The sequence below is a fragment of the Lachnoanaerobaculum gingivalis genome (assembly GCF_003862475.1).
Lineage (GTDB): Bacteria > Bacillota > Clostridia > Lachnospirales > Lachnospiraceae > Lachnoanaerobaculum > Lachnoanaerobaculum gingivalis.
On record NZ_RRCO01000003.1, the window covers coordinates 94,031 to 116,092 of the forward strand.

The 22,062-nt window shown below is 34.3% G+C and carries 18 protein-coding genes and 2 pseudogenes; 8 read left to right on the top strand and 12 right to left on the bottom strand.

Going from position 1 to position 22,062, the window contains the following annotated elements:
- Positions 1-247 precede the first annotated feature (247 nt).
- From EHV10_RS07340 to EHV10_RS07365, 6 genes are all read right to left on the bottom strand, one after another.
- Positions 248-574, bottom strand: a complete 327-nt coding sequence (locus EHV10_RS07340; RefSeq protein WP_128674089.1) for a helix-turn-helix domain-containing protein — start codon at positions 572-574, stop codon at positions 248-250.
- 228 nt (positions 575-802) lie between these two features.
- A complete protein-coding gene (locus EHV10_RS07345) occupies positions 803-1,870 on the bottom strand; it encodes an FMN-binding protein (RefSeq protein ID WP_128674090.1) in 1,068 nt (355 codons plus the stop codon).
- A complete protein-coding gene (locus EHV10_RS07350; protein ID WP_128674091.1) occupies positions 1,870-3,372 on the bottom strand; it encodes a hemoblobin-interacting domain-containing protein in 1,503 nt (500 codons plus the stop codon). Before EHV10_RS07350 ends, EHV10_RS07345 begins: the two co-directional genes overlap by 1 nt.
- A gap of 158 nt (positions 3,373-3,530) precedes the next feature.
- Entirely contained in the window at positions 3,531-3,995 is a 465-nt protein-coding gene (locus EHV10_RS07355; RefSeq protein WP_128674092.1) for an 8-oxo-dGTP diphosphatase, read from the bottom strand.
- A gap of 72 nt (positions 3,996-4,067) precedes the next feature.
- Positions 4,068-4,316, bottom strand: a complete 249-nt coding sequence (locus EHV10_RS07360) for a helix-turn-helix domain-containing protein (protein ID WP_128674093.1) — start codon at positions 4,314-4,316, stop codon at positions 4,068-4,070.
- A 43-nt stretch (positions 4,317-4,359) separates the two neighbouring features.
- A complete protein-coding gene (locus EHV10_RS07365; protein ID WP_128674094.1) occupies positions 4,360-5,574 on the bottom strand; it encodes an RtcB family protein in 1,215 nt (404 codons plus the stop codon).
- Between the two features lie 1,037 nt (positions 5,575-6,611).
- On the opposite strand from EHV10_RS07365, the gene EHV10_RS07370 reads away from it, so the two are divergent.
- Genes EHV10_RS07370 through EHV10_RS07380 form a run of 3 tightly spaced genes read left to right on the top strand, consistent with a single transcriptional unit; the run spans position 6,612 to position 9,072 of the window.
- On the top strand, positions 6,612-7,085 hold the full coding sequence (locus tag EHV10_RS07370) for a DUF2975 domain-containing protein (RefSeq protein WP_128674095.1): 474 nt from the start codon (positions 6,612-6,614) through the stop codon (positions 7,083-7,085).
- Between the two features lie 11 nt (positions 7,086-7,096).
- Positions 7,097-7,306 (top strand): helix-turn-helix domain-containing protein, encoded by a 210-nt coding sequence (locus EHV10_RS07375; protein ID WP_008750796.1) that lies wholly within the window; start codon positions 7,097-7,099, stop codon positions 7,304-7,306.
- 14 nt (positions 7,307-7,320) lie between these two features.
- Positions 7,321-9,072 (top strand): DUF4153 domain-containing protein, encoded by a 1,752-nt coding sequence (locus EHV10_RS07380; protein ID WP_128674096.1) that lies wholly within the window; start codon positions 7,321-7,323, stop codon positions 9,070-9,072.
- A 60-nt stretch (positions 9,073-9,132) separates the two neighbouring features.
- Here the strand turns inward: EHV10_RS07380 and EHV10_RS07385 are convergent, their stop codons facing one another.
- The gene (locus EHV10_RS07385) at positions 9,133-9,327 is read right to left on the bottom strand and encodes a cupin domain-containing protein (RefSeq protein WP_243116096.1); all 195 of its coding nucleotides are present in this window, start codon (positions 9,325-9,327) and stop codon (positions 9,133-9,135) included.
- Positions 9,328-9,527: 200 nt separating this feature from the next.
- Between EHV10_RS07385 and EHV10_RS07390 the strand changes: the two genes are divergently transcribed.
- The 3 genes and pseudogenes from EHV10_RS07390 to EHV10_RS14950 all read left to right on the top strand — a co-directional run.
- Positions 9,528-10,841 (top strand): IS1380 family transposase, encoded by a 1,314-nt coding sequence (locus EHV10_RS07390; RefSeq protein WP_128674097.1) that lies wholly within the window; start codon positions 9,528-9,530, stop codon positions 10,839-10,841.
- A 414-nt stretch (positions 10,842-11,255) separates the two neighbouring features.
- Entirely contained in the window at positions 11,256-12,164 is a 909-nt protein-coding gene (locus tag EHV10_RS07395; protein ID WP_243116097.1) for a hypothetical protein, read from the top strand.
- Between the two features lie 349 nt (positions 12,165-12,513).
- Positions 12,514-12,978 (top strand): annotated as a pseudogene (locus EHV10_RS14950) (hypothetical protein); the annotation flags it as partial.
- 152 nt (positions 12,979-13,130) lie between these two features.
- On the opposite strand, the gene EHV10_RS07405 reads toward EHV10_RS14950, so the two are convergent.
- The 5 genes from EHV10_RS07405 to EHV10_RS07420 form a co-directional block, all read right to left on the bottom strand.
- The gene (locus tag EHV10_RS07405) at positions 13,131-16,973 is read right to left on the bottom strand and encodes a tetratricopeptide repeat protein (protein ID WP_128674099.1); all 3,843 of its coding nucleotides are present in this window, start codon (positions 16,971-16,973) and stop codon (positions 13,131-13,133) included.
- Between the two features lie 23 nt (positions 16,974-16,996).
- Positions 16,997-17,323 (bottom strand): hypothetical protein, encoded by a 327-nt coding sequence (locus tag EHV10_RS14955; protein WP_243116099.1) that lies wholly within the window; start codon positions 17,321-17,323, stop codon positions 16,997-16,999.
- 175 nt (positions 17,324-17,498) lie between these two features.
- The gene (locus tag EHV10_RS14960; protein ID WP_243116100.1) at positions 17,499-17,654 is read right to left on the bottom strand and encodes a hypothetical protein; all 156 of its coding nucleotides are present in this window, start codon (positions 17,652-17,654) and stop codon (positions 17,499-17,501) included.
- Positions 17,655-17,837: 183 nt separating this feature from the next.
- Positions 17,838-18,116: a hypothetical protein gene (locus EHV10_RS07415; RefSeq protein ID WP_330508500.1), complete on the bottom strand. Its 279-nt coding sequence runs from the start codon at positions 18,114-18,116 to the stop codon at positions 17,838-17,840.
- Positions 18,117-18,882: 766 nt separating this feature from the next.
- The gene (locus EHV10_RS07420; RefSeq protein WP_128673762.1) at positions 18,883-20,172 is read right to left on the bottom strand and encodes an IS110 family RNA-guided transposase; all 1,290 of its coding nucleotides are present in this window, start codon (positions 20,170-20,172) and stop codon (positions 18,883-18,885) included.
- A gap of 284 nt (positions 20,173-20,456) precedes the next feature.
- Between EHV10_RS07420 and EHV10_RS07425 the strand changes: the two genes are divergently transcribed.
- Together EHV10_RS07425 and EHV10_RS07430 are read left to right on the top strand one after the other, a co-directional pair.
- Entirely contained in the window at positions 20,457-20,639 is a 183-nt protein-coding gene (locus tag EHV10_RS07425) for a hypothetical protein (protein ID WP_128674100.1), read from the top strand.
- Positions 20,640-20,686: 47 nt separating this feature from the next.
- A pseudogene (locus EHV10_RS07430) lies at positions 20,687-22,049 on the top strand (IS66 family transposase).
- The last annotated feature ends 13 nt before the right edge of the window (positions 22,050-22,062 follow it).

Here is a 22,062-nt window from a genome sequence, read left to right on the forward strand (position 1 = left end):
GAAGATATCAAACCAAACATCATGTAAAAAGTTTGACGATTCCATTATACTAACTATTACTATATTGGCAATACCTGATACCACGTTCCGTTGTATTTGAATTAATTTTAGCATTTTAAATAAATATCTCTTATAAAACTATGCATATCAGCGATTATCATGTAGTAATCTTGCCATAAAAATAGCTTTAAATTTCTACAGTACATCATTGAAATTTAATATTCCCCTCTCATTTACCATTATCTTTTCAATCCTCATCCAGAATTGATAAAAATTCCAATAATTTCTTTAATTTGTGACTGTTTAACCTTTTAACTCTGGCTATTATATTCGCTTTTATTTCATTACTTGCATTTTTTCTACTACCGGTGCTTATATAATGGTCTATCTTATCTTCAAGCAGTTCTTCTACCGGTATATCAAATTTATCGCTTATCTTTTGCAGTACACTCAAACTTACATTTGAATTTTTACCTTCATACTTACATACCGTTTGCTGCTTGACTCCGATAATATCACCAAATTCCTTTTGTGTCATTCCCCTGTGTAGCCTCAATTTACGTATACTATTCATAGTCACTCCTCCTGTCTTCATGTACGTCTCTTCGGTATTTCGTTGAACAACTTATATAAAGTATACTATAATGTATAAATTATCACAATATTATAACAAGAATTAATAATAAAGTTTATATTAACATTTTAATTTTTTTGTAAGGTATATATATTTTGCTGTAATATTTTTAAATATTTTATTACATAAAAAAGACCCAAGTTCTCACCCGGGTCTATTATAAATAGATTATTCCATTGCACTTTCAAGCGCTTTTCCTACAGCTTTAATTATTCCTTTAGAACTGTGTGTAGCACCACTTACAGTATCCACATCCAATGATTGTTTTTCTATGATTTCAGGAATCACATCCCTTGCATCTATTAAATACTCCTCATCATCCCCTGTATCAACTATATTTATTTCAGTGATTTCTCCATTAGCAATAGTTACAGATACCGTCATCTTTCCACTGTGACCTGTAGCACTTCCTTCATAAGTTCCGTCTTTGTATGAGGCATCTGATGAAACTGTGTTTTGAGTATTTTGCTCTTCCACAGCTTCTTCTCCATTCTTTCTTGCCGCTCTAAATCCGAATACAGCAAGGACTGCGTAAATAATACAAATAAACACAACAAAGACTATACAAACAACTCTTTGTTTCTTATACTTTATAGCTCTCAAAACAAGGTAAACTACATATATAACAGCATAAACCGTTAAATCAAACAGTGTATCCAAATGACCATAAAATATGGATATGCTGAATATCATTGCTATATGCAAAAACAGTAATCCATAGAATACATAGGACAGTTTTTGTAACGATTTCCACTTTTTAGGATTCATTCTTTTTCTTATAACCATAAATGAAGTTATTGTCAAAGGTATCAAAAGAATAATCATTATAAGTGAAAGTACTGCCGCAAGTATTTTCGGCGTATCCAATTCAGATGTTTTAGTAAAGAGTTTTACAAAATAATACTGCCCATATGCTATATTGTGAACCAAAGTGAATAAAGCCGCAATAATTGCCATTTCACCTCTTGTACGTAGCAGTAATCCTCTCATTTTTGCAGCCGGACATACAGTTGCCACCATAACAAGGATAAAGAGAGCACCTGCCAATGTACCTCTCGCCAATATATTGTTTACAATATAATCAACTATAAAAGGCAAGCCTTTCTCAGGTGCAATTATAGTTAATATACTTATTATAATAGTTACAATATAAAAATATGTTGCATGTTTTTTTATAGGCTTTTCTAAAAGTGCAAAAAAAGCCAATGCCAAAATAAGACATGCGACCAATCTCATTACTTCGTTACCTCAACTGTTAAATCAGGATATCCGTCAGCCTTAAGAACTACTGTATATGTTCCCGCATCTGCAAATACAGGCTCATCCTTACCGTCCGAACTGTATTTTGCATCCAAATTTATACTTCCATCTTCATTAAATGCAACTTTGCCAAACTTTCTGCCCTTGCCACCCTTGTACTCTGTATCATTCACCTTTGCATAAGTAATAGCACTTATATAATCCTTTACAGTAAGTCCTGCCTCATTTTCATCAAGTTTAAGAGCATTGTTCTCAAAGTGGAACTGTTCTGCATTCAAATTTGAATTTATAACTGCTGTAAAACTCAAATCAGCGTATTTATCATTTGTAAATATAAACTGATACTTGCCCGGTACAAGTTCCTTTGGAAGATTCAAAGTACCGTTATCTTCCTTTACGTTTGCTATATCAACATCTTTCTTCTTAGAAACTATTCTTCCGATACTGTACTTAGTATCATCTGAGGTTATTTCAAACTTAATCTGTGAACCGTCTTTAGTGTAGTTAGCACTCTCATCACCCTTAATGCTGTAGTTCTCAGGTGCCAAAAGCTTGCAGAACAAATCTGTATCTACCTCTATATCATCGGCATCCTTAAGTAAGTATGTAATCTTTGAAATTGTCTGTCCCGGTAAATCCTGATAACGTATATATGCCTGTGCATTTCCATGATTCTCTGTAAACGGTGCTGCTGCAAATGCAAGCTCTGCAGGTGAAAGCCAGATATTCTCCAAATGTTCCATACCGTACTTCTTACCTTCTTTTGTTTCTATAACAACACCTTGAACATTGTCAACTTCAACTTCCAAGTCCTTTATATCAATTTCATAATTTCCATAGTTTGAAGTAGTTGTAATTGTTGATTCCAAATTATTTTTAACAGTATTTCCGACTGTCTTTGAGAATGTACCGTCTGAGTTCAACACTTTATACTCTGCAGGTGTTTGATCTGTAGTTTCTTTAATTTCAGCTACAAATGTAAGAAGAGGGTTAGTTGACTCTTTTTTCTCCTCTATTGCCTTCTTAGCATCTTCATAAAGTGACTTTGAAATAGCGATATTTACATCTTTTACTCCTGAAATTATTGAGCCGTCACCAACAACTTCCGATACCGCTGTTGTAAACTTTTCAACCTTTTTATTGGTTACTGAACTTACAGCATCATAATTTCCGTCACTTCTTATGTCTGCCGCCGCATCCGGAGCATCAAGCTTTGCAGTAAGCTTCTCAGGATCGGCTTCAGGCTCTACATTATTTATCTCTCCATAGTAGTAGTCAGCATATGGAATGCTTATCTTTGCATAAACATAATTTTCATTTCCGATATCAGTCTTACTTTCCTTGCTTACTTCTGACTGACTTTCATTTTGTACTGAGCTACTCTCAGCTGTAGTAGCTGTATCAGCTGCTTTCCCACAACCTGTTACCATCAATGCAAATGCTGCCGGTGCCAATATAGATAGATATCTTTTTTTCATATGTCCTCCATGAATATAAAATAAAATTAATTGTTTATAACGCTTTTTGTTAGTGCTACCTAACTCAATTACACAGTATTACATAAAAAAATATATCTGTCAATTAGTTTTTATAAAAATTGATTCGGATAAATATCCGAACCAATTTATACTACATACTATCCAAGTAATTCACCTTTATATTTTCCATTCTTAATTTTAAAAAAGAACTCACTATATCTGTCAGAATCAAATATCTCCATCAAATCTTTCATATTCCAAATCAAATTTATACTGTCTAATTCTGACCTGTCAACCCAAAATACTCTTCCTTCATTTGATGACTTCAGTTCTCCACTAAACTTATCAGTCTTATATAAAAGCACCAAATATCTTGTTCCGTCTTCCTGTATCCAGTCCTTAAAACCGCAGGCTATAGGATTTTCAATAGTAAGTCCCGTCTCCTCTTTTATCTCCCTGATAACGGACTCAAGGAGTGACTCATCTTCTTCCACATGACCTCCCGGGAATACCAAACCACCTGTTCCTGTTTTTTCCTGAACCAAAACCTTGCTTCCGTCACAGATTAAGCACATATTTGTTAACTCTATCTCCGTTTTTCTACTCAATTTTTCAATTCCCATACATACCTCTCTTTTAAGCTATTCTAATATCTTGCATATACACAGTCAATTAAAATCGGTATATACCCGGGTTTATGCACTTATTTGTGTATTTGTTTCTACTATGATAATCTCATCCAGAGAAACCTGAAATACTGCTGACAGTACTATCAAATTATCTATAGTTGGCATTGCTGTGCCATGTTGCCATTTGTAAATCGCCTGTGGGGTGGCAAAGCCAAATATTTCCTGCAAATTTCTCACACTAAGTCCTGACTCTTCTCTAAGTCTCAAAATATTTTTTCCTGTAGCTACCAAATCAATGGTAGGAAAAATAAACATAACTCTTCCTTTCCGCTTCCGGATAGGAAAGAGTTACTCTTTTCTATTCAGAAGCCTTAAAATTATAAATTGGTTTCATTACCTCGATGATATCTACAGAGTCTTTTATAACATCTATGATATCCTCAAGTCTTTTATATGCCATTGGAGCCTCATCCAATGTGTTTTCATTTATAGAAGTGGAATAGATCCCCTTCATTGTCTCTTTGTACTCATCTAAACTTAAATTCTTTTTTGCGGCAGTTCTTGACATAAGTCTTCCGGCTCCATGAGGTGCTGAATAATTCCAATCAGGATTACCCTTACCCACTGCCAAAACACTTCCGTCCCTCATATTTATAGGGATCAAGACCTTCTCACCGCTATGTGCCGCTATAGCACCTTTTCGTAAGATCATCTCACTCACGTCAATATAATTGTGAATAGTATGGAATGACTCAAGATTTTTCATTCCGGTTCTTTCTAAGATAATTTCTGCCATCAACTCACGATTTCTTTTTGCAAAGTTTTGACAAATCTCAACATCATTTAAATACTCCTCCAGATATTTTCCTGAAACATAGCATAAGTCATCAGGCATGCTTGTTTCCGACTCATATACATTCCAATGAAGATCTTTTAGAGCAGTCTGTATTTCACTTTTTCTCCCCTGCTCCTTATAAGTTCTTATTATCTCATCTCTTTTTTTAAAATAAGTATCATACCCTCTATCTAAGTTTGCCGCCAATCTCTGATAGTACTGTGCAACCTGCTTTCCAAGATTTCTTGATCCTGAATGTACTATTAAGTATTTGCATCCGTCACTTGCCTCATCGATCTCAATAAAGTGATTTCCACCTCCCAATGTACCAAGTGAACGCTCAAGTCTTCTTGAATCTCTCAAATATCTGAAACAATTTAGCTTTGTTAAATCAAAGCGCTCCTGTCTGCCCTCCCATACATTCATTCCAGATGGAATATAATGATTAGCCTCATCTACCTTTTCAAAATCTATTTCAACATTTCCAAGTTTTACCGTATACATTCCGCATCCGATATCTACTCCGACTATATTGGGAACTGCCATTTCCTGTATAGTCATTGTAGTACCTATAGTGCATCCCTTTCCGGCATGAACATCAGGCATTATACGGATTTTTGATCCTTCCGTTATTACATAATCGCACATTCTTCTTATCTGCTCTATTGCCTCATCCTCTACAACCTTTGCATAGCACACAGCTGTATTTACTCTACCTTTTATTTCAATTCTATCCATATCTTCTCCTTTACATAAAAAAACCGCCTACCCATTTAGAGTAAGCGGCCTCAAAAACATTTATCTAATATTAGTATAGTATCTACCTATGCCTATAATTATACAAACAATTTTCTCGTACTTGACCTATCTCTAATGAGTACACCAAAACAAAGCCCTTCCTAGACGGCATACTAAGGAGCGCGTAATCACGGCGTTCAATATTTAAATAGTCAAAACGATTCATTGTTCTCATGTCTTTTCCTTTCCGGGCATAATCAGCCCAAATTTCTTTATTGATAGAATAACATAGTAAAAGTTATTTGTCATTATACTTGGAGTATAAAAAATGCTCTATATCTTACAATTTAATTACCGGTTTATAGCCCTTATGTATGAAAATACTTCAGGTTCAACTCCGATATTTTCTCTAATCCAAACTTCCCGCATTCAAAATAGGATCTGTATGTTAAAAAATTAATACTTTGGCCAACAAAATAATGGTTTATCGGGGAGTTGTCAGCATAAACAATGGTTAAATTAAACAGCAATAATTAGATGGCAACAATTGAACAGAAACATTAGCTCGCAAGGAATAGCTGTATAAAAAGTTTGGTGTATATAAATAGCTATTGTTTATATTGCTAAGGGGAAGGTGAGTTGGGGAGAAGCAACTTTTATCTCAAATCTTAAAAATAGTCGTTCCTATAGGGGATGTGGCATTAAGTAAAAGTGTACCCACACCTCTCCACCTCCACCGGTACATTAAGCACATAAACCATCATTTTATTATCTGCAATATCGAAGCTTCAACATACTGATCCAATTTGATGAATAGGAGGTTTGAATCAATTATGATAATATGATTACAAAATATTTCAATAAATAATATCACCCTACAACTCATCTTAACAAACAACTCTTAAATGAATTTCAATATTTTTTTATTGAATAACAATATATTTTTATTGTCAAACATTAAATTATGTGTTATCATGCTCCTAGCATTAATATTTTTTGCAGTTTGTAAATATCTATATGTAAAGTAGGAGGTTGTGATGAATTGGACACAAAATAAAAGTATAGCTTTATCTAAGGTATGTGTATTTGTTTTTGCCATACTGGGTATACTGCTTAATATTTACATACACCATGATATAAAATTTATTATCCTAAGGCGCATTTATATTCCTCTTTCCAATGAAGAACTTATCGGAAAGTATATCATTTTCAGTATGATTACAGTCTACATACTTGACATACTTGCCTATGCCGCCCTATTTCTCCTATATAAGCTCTTATGTAACATACATAAGTCCAAAGTATTTATAGCAGAAAATGTCAAGTATCTTAGACTACTTTCATGGTGCTGTTTTATTGTCTCATTTGTATGCTTCATTTTAACATTTTTCTATCTGCCTTTTGTATTACTAGTTACAGGCTCTGCATTTATGGCTCTTATACTGAGAGTAGTTAAGAATGTTTTTACAGAGGCTATAGAAATAAAGCAAGAAAATGAGTATACCATATAAGGAGAAAAGTTATGATTATGGTAAATATAGATGTGGTAATGGCAAAAAGGAAGATGTCTGCCGGAGAGCTTGCAGAGCGAATAGGTATCACAGCTGCCAATTTGTCCATTCTAAAAAATAATAAAGCCAAGGCGGTACGATTCTCCACTTTGGAGGCTATATGCAGAGAACTTAACTGTCAAGTTGCGGATATACTGGAATATGTACCTGACGAAAACTAAAGGAGGTTTTTAACATGAACGAAAATTTATCAGATAATTCTACAGTTATAAATTCAAATAATGCCGAAACTATAAATTCAGACAATAATGTAACTGTAAATGCAAACAATAATGTAGCTGACAATTCAAACAATACTGTAAACACAAGTGCAAACAATAATGTAGCTGACGGTTTAAACAACACTACAAGTGCAAGTACTTCCATCGCCGGTGTTAATATGGAGTCCGCAACTTCAAACAAGGCTCCGATAAAAAAAGAGCCTAAATATAAGTTTGAAACGATAGATATAATAATGCTGCCCGTTGTATTTATACTCGCATTTTTATGCACAAAATATTATAACTTAAATACAGATATAGTAACTTTAGGTTTGGGAGCTACCGCATACATAGTACTTTATGTTATCTCCGTGCTTGTATATGCTAAATTAAAGGCAGTTAAGCTCAATAGTGAAAGTATTATTTTATCGGTACTTATGATACTTTTAGCCATAAGCTTTACTGTTTTTTATAACTATTCCCTTAGTATATTTATGCAAATCGCTATGGATTTTATGCTTATCTACCTTCCTGTAACGGTATTTAACAAGCTTATAAAAAGTGAAACTTCAGCACTTATATTATACGACTATATCAATGCACTTGTACTTATTCCTATACATAACGCTACTTCTTTTTGGCTTTGCATGTTTTCAAAGAGGGGAAAAAGTTCTTCAAGTACAAAGACTAAGTACTTTTTGCATATTTTTCTCGGACTTTTGATTGGCACTCCATTTATAATAATTGTCGTTTTCCTGCTTTCAAGTGCAGATGCTACTTTTAAAAATATTTTTGACAATTTATTTAACTTCAATATCAGTATTCCTAAAAATATCGGAACTCTTATATGGTCACTACCTATGGCAACCTACCTGTACGCACTTATCTACGGAAGCTCCATAGAGGATAATTCAAAGTCCTTTAATATAGATAAGTTTAATAAAACTATGGATAATGCCGCCTCCATACCAAGACTTAGTTTATACACAGTTAATGTCGTTATTTGCTGCTTTTATATTCTTTTTATAGGCATACAGGCTATATATTTTATAGATATTTTAGGCGGTTCTTTACCGACTGATTTTACTTATTCAGACTATGCAAGAAGAGGATTTTTTGAACTTCTGGCTGTTGCCTTAATCAATATAGTATTTATTGCGGTAGCTAAGATTTTATCAGTTAAAAATGAAAATAATAAGTATATGCGTATTCATATAATCCTAAATTCAATATTAACATTGGTACTTATATCTGTTGCCTTTGCCAAGATGTATCTGTATATAAGAACTTATGGACTTACAACACTGCGCATAATTCCAAGTGTATTTATGATTTTCTTATGTTTTGTATTTGCCTTTATCATAATGGGAGAATTTAAGAAGAACTTTCCTGTTACCAAATTAAGTTTCTATGCAGGAAATATACTTTTTGTACTTCTTTGCCTTGCCAATATAGACGCAGTGGTTGCCCGGTATAACCTTAATGCCTATATGAACGGTAATCTGCCACACTATGATATATATGATCTTAAGGAAAGTGATATGGCTGCAATGCCTATCATTTACAAGGCTTGGAAAAACAGTTCCGATAAAGAGCTTAAAGAAAAGCTCCATTCTTCTGCAGAAAGTATAATGAGGTATTATTCTTTTGATACAGATGAACCTATCAGCTATAATTACACCATAAATAAAGCTTTAGTAATAGAAAAGAATATGAAGCTCCATTAAATATAAAGTAAAAGGCTTCAAACAGCAAAATTACACTGTTTGATAGCCTTTTTGCTTAAGTTATTTATTAATAAGGGTTACAAAAAATTCTCCGTCTTCTAAAAACTCTATGTTTATATAATTATCACCGTCAAAATACAGTATATCTCCCGGTGTTAAATCATGGATCTCTTCATCATTAATAAATGCCCTTACCGCTCCCTTTACCACAGTAAATATTATATATGCCTCAGCATGGTTGTGCTTTGGAATCAAATCTCCTTTAACCCCTGCCTTCTTTACAACATTAAACCTAAATTATTCATAGCATAGCTATATCTGCGTCTGAAAGCCACATAATTACTGCATTTACAAAACTTTCTTACTTTCACCTAAAAAGTGAATAGAAAAGGACCTCTTTCTTAGTAAAATTAAGGTGTCAAATCAAAACAATGCCAAGGAAAGGAAGTCCTCTTATGCCAATTTTATACACTATTTCACTTGAAAGCAACAAGAAAATTAAAATAAATTTTAACGGTGGAAATCTCTCTTCTGATGGAGGGCTAATCCTCATCAAAGAATTCGCTGCAAAGGTAGGTCTTATAAAGCTTGTGAAAAAGCTCTTCAAAACCAATGACTATACAAAAAGCCGTATTCATACAGATCCTGATAACCTTATGCAGATGCTCTACCAAATTATAGCAGCCTATTTTGAAGATGATTGTGCAGATGAACTGACTAATGATCCGGTATTAACATCTATTTTGGAAAAAGAGGCCTTGGCTTCTCAATCTACACTATCTCGTTTTTGGAATAGAATGGACAACGACACTCTTACACAGCTGGATTCTATAAATGCAAAAATGCGAGATATTGTCTATTCTATTAAGGCGCCGGAGCACATGTTGTTTGACCTTGATTCTACACTGCTTAACACCTACGGCAAGCAGGAAGGAGAAGGTTTTAACTTTCATTATCAGGCTCACAGTTATCATCAACTACTTTGCTATGACGGAATTACAGGTGATCTTTTAAAGGCTGAACTTCGTAACGGCACACAGTATTGTAGCAATGATGCTGACAAATTCATGATTCCACTGTTACAGGAATATCGTGCAAAATATCCATCGCTCCCTCTTTATCTTCGTGGTGATAGTGGTTTTGCTTCTCCTGATTTATACAAAGCTTGCGAAGATAACGACTGTAAGTATGCAATCCACTTGAAGCAAAACCAAACATTGATAAAATACGTTGCAGATGCTGATGCAGCGTTATTTAGAGCAGCCCGTGAAAATCAAACGGATTATATGGTGGAATGCGGTGAGTTCTATTATCAGGCAGGAAGTTGGTCGCATCCAAGGAGAGTTGCTTTTAAAGTAGAAAAACCCTATAATCAGTCTATTCACCTATATACTTTTATTGTCACTACAATGGAATCAGAACCACACAAAGTAATTCAATTTTATTGTGGTCGTGGCAAGATGGAGAACTTCATAAAAGAAGGAAAATCAGGGTTTGATTTTTCTTCAGTAAGCAGTCGTACCAAGGTAGTCAATGCAAATCGTTTACAGGTACATGTTCTTGCATACAACCTGTTTAATTGGTTTAGGCGACTGGTGCTCTCTGCAAATATGAGAAAGCAGCAAGTCAATACTATTCGCTTAAAGTTGCTAAAAGTAGTAAATAAGGCAAGATATATAGTACTCAAATTGTGTAGCAGTTGCCCCTATAAGAAAGAATTCTATGAAACGATTTCAAATATTAGGAAACTACCGCCACAGTTGGAATAGTAGTAACTTATGAGCCTTGATAATCCAATATTAAATGACTATTTTTGATGCATAGGGATAGTGCGCCTTTTTTTCAGGTGATTTTCCAACTTACGAACGAGATAGCTTTATAAAACAATTATCTTGTAGGCTTTTTAAGACAAATCTACTGTGATAAATAATTCAGGTTTAAATTATATATTATACATTGTGTTTCTAGCAAACAATATTAAAATTTTCTATTTGGACAAAGTGGTTTAAATCTTCTACTTTTTTCCAAAAGAAAATAAGTAAAAGTATTTACTGCAAATTATAAATTTAGAAAAAAGCGGATGTATTTAGATTTTACTTAAAAATAGACATTGTGTAAATATCTTTGAAGAAAGTGAGTAAGCAGATATGAGAATCATATGTATTTTTTGTGTGATACTTATAATGTCAGGGTGTAGGAGTGTTACACATAAAAAAGAAGTACAAAATCATGATGTATTAGAAACAAGTGATATTTCAACAGATAATTTTGAGCACACATTAAAGTCGGATGATTTTGATTTTCCGGTTCCGGAAATTTCATGTAAGATTATCAGCAGTACAAAATATAAGATTAGTTTAATAACAACAGATAGCGAAAACCTTGAGAAATATTATAAAAAACTAAAAGAAGGCAATTGGCAGGTACTAAGACCGGCAACATCAGGTTCTCCTGTTTCTATGTATTTTAACGGATTTGACGGTCTTGTAATAACAGACAGTAAAATAGATGATGTGGGGAACCGAGAAGTTGTCATTGATTATTATAATGGGAAAAGAGATAATTCATTTGAATATATCAAAAAATATGAAGATATTATAAGAGATTTTTTTTCGGATGATGTAATATATGCTATTTCTGAATATGATATTTCTGAGGCCACTACAAAATTAGGTCTGCGAGGCTTTTATGTTTACACAGATAAAATTAAACCAGCAAAGCTTATAATTGATAAATACAACAATATTATATTAGTTAACTATGATCAATTTGTAATCTCTGATATAGATTCTGATGGCGAAGATGAATTAATTACACGTCTAGGCTATGGTTTTGGTCGCTATATCATAACATTATCTGCTTTTAAGTATAATCCAAAAGAGATGGTGATGTTATGCAAAACTCAATATGAACAGATGGGGTCACTAGATATGTTTATAAGAGAGAACAATGGTAACGTGGAAGTGATCGCAGGGAAACAAAAAAACGGAGAAATTGATGTATTGGGATCATATGGAAATTTAGAAATTAATAATGGTGTTCTGAGACCAAAGAAAAAAGATATTCCATTTAAGATATTGGAAGAAAATTGATTAGTTCTTGTGCAAATGTTACTGTACACGGGTAGTATATTTCTATTGTAAAAAATGCCGGAAATTATTTTTTTATTTTATTATGATTGATTCGGTCAGTAGAGTTTCTGTGGGTAACTCTGCAAACCGAATTTTTTGTATTTAAGTTATCAACATATTTTATCTATATTCTTCCTATACAAAATGATTTCACTACCGTTTGTGGATAGTTCTACCCAATCCTTGCTTGAACCTCGATTTTTTTAAAGAGTTATGCACATGGCAAAATAACGAAGGGACTTTGTTGTCAAATTCGCATAAATACAACATTGCTGATATAATCATACTATGAGGTGAGTATATGAACCATATTTCCGGTAAGCTCGAACAGCTTTTAGCCTTACACAAAACGTTATGTAAGGAATACGAAAAGGAAAACAAAATACTCAAAAAGGAAGTTGCCGATTTTAAATCAGGTGAGCGTTTTAAGCAGATTCGAAGGGAACATCAGAAGTTGGTTGATGAGTATCGTAGGCAGATAAAGCAACTGAATCTTGTGATTGAAGGGCTTCATAAGGATGTAAAAAATGCATGGAAATGGTGTGAAGAAGCATATGAAGATGCACTTAAAGAACTACGTGCATCAATGAAGGAGATGAAACGTGCATTAAAGGAAAAGAAGTGGTTGTTATCAGAACGTGACAGGGAACAGGCATTGTCTAAGATTACTGACCTTTGCCGTGAAAACAGCGAATTAAAAACTCAGCTGTATGATGAACAAGGTAGAAATAAAAAACTTTTGGCACAGCTAAACCGTGACTATGAGAATAGCACATCCCTTATATTAGTAATATAAAACTATGAAATATCATAAAAGAGTGGGTTGAAAATCAACCCACCCCAACATTTGACAAAGAACCTAAAAAAAGGACAGCTACAAATCTCTCGACTTATAACTGCCCTGACGCTGTTATTATATTATAAATTTTAGTTTATCCAACATTCTATACCAGCCCAGCTTAACTGATTTTTCCCACTATTCTTCATATCTCGCTGTGCTTTGACCAACGCTTCTCCGAAACGCATTTTCTTATTTAAAAGATTATCATATATTTTATCCATCATACTAATCGTATCTCTTGTCGGAACACTCCACCTACATGTCATAATGTTACCATTAAAACGTTCAAAAATACTTGTCCATGTTCCAGAAGATATTTCTGGATTATTACTATTTGGAGTGCCCCCAACGCAACTAATTAATATAAAATTACTAATACAAACCTCTTTTAGTACCTCTCTAATTTGAATCATACTTTTTGCACCTTCTATTGATTGAGCCCCTTCAGTAAGTTCAGAAGCAGGCTCCCTTACCCCATGACCATATACAATCAACGTATTCTTCCCTTTTTTACACTCCATTGAAACTGCTTGTAAATCATCTGAACAATCTGTAATACTAACCACATTATCCATTATATGTTCTTCTAACCACTTATTGATATGGTGAATTGACGTTTCTTCCCTTTTCCCAAAAACTTTGTTTACAATTTTTATATCATCCAACTCAGTATTTAAAGAATTAATTAATTGTACATAATCGATAAAATTTACAATTTCTTCAACCTCATCAATCAAATATATTCCTTTATATTGAACAGCTGCAATCGGAAAGATACTCTTAGAAATATCAGGAATTACATAAACACTCTTTGTCTTATGGTTAAATACATACTCACACAAGTGTTCCGCAACAACATCGGTAATCACAGAAGAATAATATTTTATCTCATCATCACTAGACATATTACTCTCAATTATCTGCCCATATTTTTTCATACCGCTATAAGGAGTATCCCCTTCAGCAGAAAAAAATTTTGTTCTTATATCAATCCATTTATCTGTTACCAATATGCTTACCATTGCCGTTTCCGTCAATACATACTGGTACACCACTTCATCTGGTTTCAAATTTTTTTTCAATTCTTCCCAATTTGTTCCTTCAAATTTATTTAGAGGCATATAATATGGATGCTTATTTATTAATTCTTTTGATAAAAATTCTATTTCCCTTGCTATTGTCTGAACATCATTATCCTCTACTCTATTACCTTTTAGCATAATTGCATATTCTCTTTTTAATTGCTGTAATCTGCAATGCTTTTTATCCAATTCGTCTGATATTTCATTCTTCAAATAATAATTCTTCTGTTCTATTACAGACAGTGGAAGACATATTGACATCTTTTCAAGAATTTCTTTTCTCAATTTTCGCTTAGTCTCTTCTTCAATATCTTTAACAGCATAATATATGCCGCTAAAGCAAAGATACTCCCTTATTATTTGGTCATATTCCTGAGCTAAAGCAGCTCTTTCTTCCTGATGATAAACTTGCCTTCTTTTTTGTAATTGAATAATAGCATTGTCAAGCATTTCTAATCCTAATAAAAAATTTTCAATACTTCCACCAGTCTTAATTAACAAATCACCCCACAAATAATATAACTTTGCAGCTATATCTCTACGTTGATTTAGCAATTCGTGTATCGAATTATAATTATCCGTAATATATTTTACTGCTTTATCATACTCTTTATTTTTCACTTTTCCCGCAATAAGGTTACTTAAATCAAAAAGCCAGTGGCTATCTTTTTTCTCGTGATTTTCTACCCTTCCTTCATAATTTTGAATAATCTCAGTTACATCGTCCGAATACTTATAATGAAGTGGTTCTAAAGACTCATTATATTTTTTTAGCACTTCAATACTTTCAACAACATCATTTTTCTCATTTTCTGAATAAAGTTCATCATACATTCCCAAATATTTTGATAAAATATTTAATCCTTCTTCAAGAACTGGCGTAACTTCTTTCAAAACCAACAACTGTTTAATTGAAACAATTGCACACGCAACACCTTCAATAGTATTCCCCAAACGAAACTGTACATTTGCCCATGCCATTAAATATAAAGCTACAAGTAACTTTTGTTCACTAGAATCTACCGTTTTTCCATACTCTAATATACTTAATGAAAAGGATGTTGCTTCCTGCGGATTTTCACTCAAAAAAGATGCTCCAATAGAACAATAGTACCTAAGCCAAATTCTTTGAATAGTTGTCCCTTCGTCTTCTATTAACCCCCAACTTCCTTTTACAAGTTCTTCTCTTGTGCATCCAAATTTTTCTGGCGACATTTCTCCACAATTACTTTTTCTCAAACAAATAATTGCTGTATCACAATTTAAATGTTCTTCAGATAATTGCAAATTGCTGATATATGAATCAGGCAACATTCTATCAAAATCAATTTTTCCTAATTCTTTAATACAGCCAAGTACACGTTTTTTTAAAGATATATTCCATATATCAACTTGCTGACACTCCAATAGTTTTCGCCAATGATAATATCCATTTTCAATGTTAGCAAAAAAATTTATACATTCTAATAAAAGGGAACATCGCTTTTCCAATAAAATCGCATAATCTTTTTCTTTTCGAAAAGGCTTTAATTTCCCTAATGCTTTACAGGCTCTTTCAGAGTCTTTTAAAATATCTATCTTGTGTTCCAATATATCTTGTGTAGTATCATCTACTTCATGCAAATCAGCCTCTTGGAGTAAATTATATGCATTATAATAATGTCCTTTCGATTTCGCATATAATGCCACTTTGAGTAATGCTATATTTTTTAAATCCGGATTTTTTTCAACAATTTCAAAAATATACGACTTTACAATTTTAATATCAGTCTGTTCTTCCGCCAATAAATCATTTATCCTAGCTATCAATTCAAAATACGGTTTATCTATTTTTCTAAACCAGCTAGCTGCTTCCTTATGATTTTCTTGATCTACGAGAAAATTCGCATATCTTTCAATAAGAAATATATTTTCTGGCTGATAGATAATTCCTTCTTCTAAAATATCCCTATATCTTTTCTCATCCTTCTTATAAATATCTAATCCTAATTCAAATAATCCTCTTTCCCATCTATCTTCACTATACACTTCTTCAAATATTTTTTTTGCTTCCTCTTTAGAATTCTGCAAAATATACATTTCTGCCAGAAAAAGCTTTTGTTCATTTGACAATGTCTTATATATTGATTTTAATAACTCAATTGTTTTAGTAATACCCCCATTACTATGATATGCAATCGCTTTACACATAATAATGTGTTCTGAATCCATTGTAGCTGCATTCGTTTTAATTATCTCTAACGCTTCTTGCAACGATTTATTCTTTATTTCTCTTAAAACTTTCGTTGCATTATCAGAACTTTCACAATTATATCCAAGAATTTCTGTCTTACTTATACTCATATTATTTGAAGATTCCAATTCTTTGTTTATCCTATCAGCAATAGTATTATTAACATTACAAATGAGTACTAACCCACTAATATCTGACTGATACTTTCCGTATAATTTATCAATATTTTTTGAAAAATCAGTCCAATCTTCGTCCTCTTGTAAATGCAATTTTGAATACTTATCTTCAAATTTTAATGCTGATATAGCCTTTTCGACACAACAACATGCCAATCGTTCTCCTCCAACAATAACAATTGCATCCTCTTTATTTTGCTCTCCAATATACTTTCCAATTGCTTCATAAGATTTAACCATTCCAAATATCCATACAAATTTGTTACCAGTATACTTTTTTTGTATTTCTTGCTTTATTGCTCTATATGACAGAATGTGGACTTTACCTTGAACATGTTTTTCCAAATAATCTAGCCAAAATATTATATTTGCATCGGGGTAATAATCTACAACCTCCAAGCATATCATATATTGATCTAATTTCATTTCATCGACCATATGCATTTTTCCAATCCTTTCCACTACCTAATGTGATTAATTGTATAAATCACATATAAATTAGCAACCATTCTTACACCATCCCATTTTACATCATCCAACAACAACGCTTGAAACAAAATATCCCCCACATTCTTCAGCCCGACTATCCCATACTCTTTTTCCATAAAGCCTTCAATCTGTATATAATACATAGCAGCCTCTTTCCTCGCCACTAGACAATGCGTATACAATGCCATGATATACTTGTCCGACATCAGGAAGGCGTATGTTTCATTCCCTTGATATGTATATCGGCACTTTTCCAGATTTTCTTGCGGTATATCGAAATAACATCTGACCGTTTCCAAATATACATCTCCATTATACTGCGGCTTTAGCTTCTTTGCATACCTCCTGATTGTTGCAAATATATTATTTCTCTCTATGGCTGTCTTGGATCTTAAATACAGGCTTTTTCCCTCTCAGGTACATATAAACATTATTTAGGATAGTCTTTCCGGCATACTGCTTGAAATCACCTATCTACAACAAATACAATAACAACTCCAGCAATTTCTCTCTTGACGTAATCTCCTGATACGAATAATCTCCAAATTCAATATAATCCAGCTTCAAAGGGCTGCTCCCCTTCGCTATCTCACACTCCATTACCCTGTTAATATCTCTCATTGATTCCATCTATATATCTCTCCTTCCCACTTCTGGACATCGTGTCCAAAAGCACAAAAAAGCAGCTACAAGTATTTCACTAATAACTGCCCTGACGCTGTTACCTGATTATTCTATTCCTGCCGTTTTTGCAAATCCGGCTTTTCTATTCATAAGTTCCTCTTGTTTCTCCTTTGGCAGACACCGGAATATCTAATTATATCCCATTCCTGCCATCGGTGTTCCTTTTGCTAGAAGAAAAAGCTGCGTGTCAAGCCATTCCTCCCACAAGTTTTCAAACATGCTCCGACTATCCGTAGATGTAATTGCATCTTCAAAACCTTGCGGCGGTCTATAATACTGTAACTTGACAAAACCGTATCTTCCAGCATCCACAACAAGTATATTTTCAATCTCATACGGCTCTGCAAAAGCATCTGCAACTTTTCTGTATTTCTCCCTTTCACCGTATGTAATGTGTTTTTCTTTCACAATTAACCATCCTCCTGTTTCAAAACCACACTACCTGCATATATATCCTCATTCTTCAAAAATCAATATCGTCTTTACCATTTGCATATTTTATGGTGCTTACACTCACCATATTATTATAAGTTTCCTGCCATTAAAATACAAGGTAGGAAAGGAGTTGCCTGTATGATTAAATACAATGTTACTGTACACGGGTAGTATATTTCTATTGTAAAAAATGCTGAAAATTATTTTTTTATTTTATTATGATTGATTCGGTCAGTGGAGTTTCTGTAGGTAACTCTGAAAACCAAATTTTTTGTATTTAAGTTATCAACAGATTTTATCTATATTCTTCCTCTCCATATAATCAAGTGTTTTTTTAATAAATTCAATACTTTTTGATACCTGTCATTGAATAGAACTAAGGTTATGGAGTGATCTTTACCTCATACAGGGCAGATATATAGTAATAATGGGTGCACCAAATAAAACGTCATCACTATTCGTTCTAAATGGCCTCGATGTGTACCCATCCCTATATGGCAGCTCACCTCTCATGTCCAACAGGATTATCCTCCTTACGGTGGGTCCTCACTTCCTTCGTTCTGCCTGTCCATAACCAGGGTGCCAGCTTAGCTATTCATCAGGGTCATGCCCTTTGGAGAAAATTCCTGCCGGCTACCAGCTCATTCTTTGTACTTTCATCACTGATCCAAACACTACGATTACAGCACCTTTCGGTGGACGCTTCCTATAATCATTATGGTTGTTCTTTATTGCTCGGTTATGCAGCCTTTAACTGCTCTCCCGGACGTCGAATATCTTTCAACATCTTTGATGCATCATAACTGATTCCCTTGGTAAGGATCACATGGAATACTCTTATCAGCTTACATGCTACTGCTATCAGCGACTGCATCTTTTTCAATGGATTCTTTTCCCTGGTAGTATAATATCTGTGGATTTCTTTGAATTCTTCATTCTTTCCCACCACCGATATCGCTGCCTCAAAAAGTAGATATCTGAGACGCTTGCGTCCTCTTTTGCTTATCTTTGTTTTTCCGTCGTGCTTACCGGAACTATCTGCCACCAGTTCCAATCCTGCAAGTTTCTGAAGTTCTTTCGTGCTATCAAAGCGCGTGATATCACCAACTTCTGCTATGAAACCAGCTACGGTTGTTATTCCTATACCTTTTATTTCAAGCAGCTTATCCGCATACCTGACCTGTTGGCACAGTTCTTTGATCAGGTCATTGACCCGTTCAAGGCGTTTTGTCTGGAGTTCATAATCCTCTATCAGATCCTGTATCTCCATCCGAGCTTCTGTAAGACCTGCTTTTAATCCTATGCTTTTCATGGCTGCATTCAGGATCAGCATAGCCTTCTTATGCCCATTTCCTCGGAGTTTAGCGTCTTTCCATATCTTTATGATACCTTCCACTCCTAGTCTTACTATCTCCTCAAGAGTTGGTGCCTGCTTTAACACCAGCAGCCCTCCCTTGGCATCTATGTGTGTATAAATCCCCTTATATTCCGGGAAATACACTGCAACCCACTTCTGCAGACGGTTCTTCGCCCTTGTCTGTTCTTCTACAAGCACAAACCGGCGGTTTGACGCATTCCGCAGTTCTGCATATACACCTGTCGGCATATATGAATAAAAATATCGTCCATCCCTTACAAGCCCTGCAATAACACGAGGATCTTTTCTGTCATTTTTAGATGGACTATTGTCATCTAATTCTTTGGTCTTATGCACATGGTGCGGATTTACCATCACAAACTTTATGTTCTTTTCACCCATGAACTGCCCAAGATCAAACCAGTAGTGACCGGTTGGCTCTATTCCTACCAGTGCATCTTTAAGTTCATTTTTCTGCATCAGTTCCACAACCGAATTGTAAAAGCTGTTGAATCCCTCCATAGAGTTTGAAAACGCTACAGGCTTTCTGGTAAGTTCTATGCCTCTCCAGTTAAAAGCTCTGAAATAATGCTTTTCACTGCCAACATCAATGCCGACAATCATTGTTGTTTCTTTTACTTGTTCAATCTTCTTATTTTGTGTAGAATTCATTTGTAGATACCTTCCTTATTCCGCTCATTTGCTAACTGGCCGGTCAGCAATGACAGTTTAACTTAGGTATCTATTTTTGTAAAATCATTTACTTTCTACACTTTGAATTATACAGGAAGCTATACAAAATGATTTCACCACCATTTGTGGATAGTTCTACCCAATCCGTGCTTGAACATGGTTTTTTTAAAGAGTCATGCACATGGCAAAATAACGAAGGGACTTTGTTGTCAAATTCGCATAAATACAACATTTCTGATATAATCATACTATGAGGTGAGTATATGAACCATATTTCCGGTAAGCTCGAACAGCTTTTAGCCTTACACAAAACGTTATGTAAGGAATACGAAAAGGAAAACAAGGTACTTTTGGAAACAATTGAAGCTCAGAAAGAGCAAATAGATCTTCTTGAGCGGATTGTTAAGAATCAGAATAAAATAATCAAGGAACCGGAGAAGTCATAATGAGAATTCCCTTTGAATATATTGGTGCTTTATAACAGGAAAACAAAATACTCAAAAAGGAAGTTGCCGATTTTAAATCAGGTGAGCGTTTTAAGCAGATTCGAAGGGAACATCAGAAGTTGGTTGATGAGTATCGTAGGCAGATAAAGCAACTGAATCTTGTGATTGAAGGTCTTCATAAGGATGTAAAAAATGCATGGAAATGGTGTGAAGAAGCATATGAAGACGCACTTAAAGAACTACATGAATCAATGAAGGAGATGAAACGTGCATTAAAGGAGAAAGAAACAGATACCGACTCAGGTCGTTTGCCTTCCGGCACCAAAAGAGGTGGCAAAAGATCCGGGTTTTAAGAAGACAAATAAGACTATTGTCAAGCAGCTCATTTCTGTTGAGTTGATTATGAATGTAACAGAATATCAAGCGGATGTATACTACAATTCTACGACCGGAGAGCGAATCCATGCGGCTTTTCCAAGTGGTGTTGTTGACGACGTGAACTATGATGGCAGCATCAAAGCACTTTTGTTTTTGTTAAACACAGACTGTGCTGTTTCCATTAACAAAACCAGACGCTTTCTGTCAGATCTTACCGGTGGAAAACTGAAAATATCAGGAGGCATGATAAATAAACTCTGCCGAGAGTTTTCAAGTAAGACACAAGCAGAGCAAAAAAAGATCTTTGCAGACCTGCTGTCTTCTGCGGTTATGCATACAGACTGTACAAATGCTAGAGTAAACGGAGAAAGTGCATATGTATATGTATGTGCAACACCGGATGAACAGAATGTCCTTTACTTCGCCCGTGAGAAAAAGGGGTATGAAGGTGTAAAGGGAACTGTAACAGAGGATTTCCAAGGTATTTTGGTACACGACCACGAAATCACCTTTTATAAGTATGGCAATGCCCATCAGGAATGCCTCGCACATGTACAACGGTATCTGAAAGACAGCATGGAAAATGAGCCGTCTTTGACTTGGCACCGTAAGATGAGAGAACTAATCCGGGAAATGGTACATTACAGAAATGAGCATGCAGATGATGCACATTTAGATCCCAAAATTGTATCTGACTTTGAAGGAAAGTACCAAGAAATCCTTGAAAAAGCCAAGGAAGAGTACATACTTCATGAGCCAAGTCCTTATTATCGAGATGGATACAACCTGTATCTCCGGATGCAGAAATATAAAACGCAACATCTACTCTTCCTGCATGATATGAGGGTGCCAACTACAAACAATACAGCAGAACGCTGTTTAAGAGATTATAAGAGGAAGCAGACTTTTGCAATGACATTTAAAAGCTTTGAAAGCATCGAAGAATTATGTCAGAGCAAGGGTGTGCTGCTTGGAGTACGAAAAAATAATCCAAACCTTTACAACGCTGTCAAGGAAATCTTTAATAGATAATATGGAGCCTAAC

Coding starts and splice junctions, on each gene's coding strand:
- EHV10_RS07420 (WP_128673762.1), bottom strand. CDS start 20,172: ATGAATTCTACACAAAATAAGAAGATTGAACAAGTAAAAGAAACAACA.
- EHV10_RS07350 (WP_128674091.1), bottom strand. CDS start 3,372: ATGAAAAAAAGATATCTATCTATATTGGCACCGGCAGCATTTGCATTG.
- EHV10_RS07340 (WP_128674089.1), bottom strand. CDS start 574: ATGAATAGTATACGTAAATTGAGGCTACACAGGGGAATGACACAAAAG.
- EHV10_RS07395 (WP_243116097.1), top strand. CDS start 11,256: ATGTCAGGGTGTAGGAGTGTTACACATAAAAAAGAAGTACAAAATCAT.
- EHV10_RS07375 (WP_008750796.1), top strand. CDS start 7,097: ATGATTATGGTAAATATAGATGTGGTAATGGCAAAAAGGAAGATGTCT.
- EHV10_RS07370 (WP_128674095.1), top strand. CDS start 6,612: ATGAATTGGACACAAAATAAAAGTATAGCTTTATCTAAGGTATGTGTA.
- EHV10_RS07360 (WP_128674093.1), bottom strand. CDS start 4,316: ATGTTTATTTTTCCTACCATTGATTTGGTAGCTACAGGAAAAAATATT.
- EHV10_RS07345 (WP_128674090.1), bottom strand. CDS start 1,870: ATGAGATTGGTCGCATGTCTTATTTTGGCATTGGCTTTTTTTGCACTT.
- EHV10_RS07355 (WP_128674092.1), bottom strand. CDS start 3,995: ATGGGAATTGAAAAATTGAGTAGAAAAACGGAGATAGAGTTAACAAAT.
- EHV10_RS07365 (WP_128674094.1), bottom strand. CDS start 5,574: ATGGATAGAATTGAAATAAAAGGTAGAGTAAATACAGCTGTGTGCTAT.
- EHV10_RS07425 (WP_128674100.1), top strand. CDS start 20,457: ATGAACCATATTTCCGGTAAGCTCGAACAGCTTTTAGCCTTACACAAA.
- EHV10_RS14960 (WP_243116100.1), bottom strand. CDS start 17,654: ATGGAATCAATGAGAGATATTAACAGGGTAATGGAGTGTGAGATAGCG.
- EHV10_RS07380 (WP_128674096.1), top strand. CDS start 7,321: ATGAACGAAAATTTATCAGATAATTCTACAGTTATAAATTCAAATAAT.
- EHV10_RS07390 (WP_128674097.1), top strand. CDS start 9,528: ATGCCAATTTTATACACTATTTCACTTGAAAGCAACAAGAAAATTAAA.
- EHV10_RS07405 (WP_128674099.1), bottom strand. CDS start 16,973: ATGGTCGATGAAATGAAATTAGATCAATATATGATATGCTTGGAGGTT.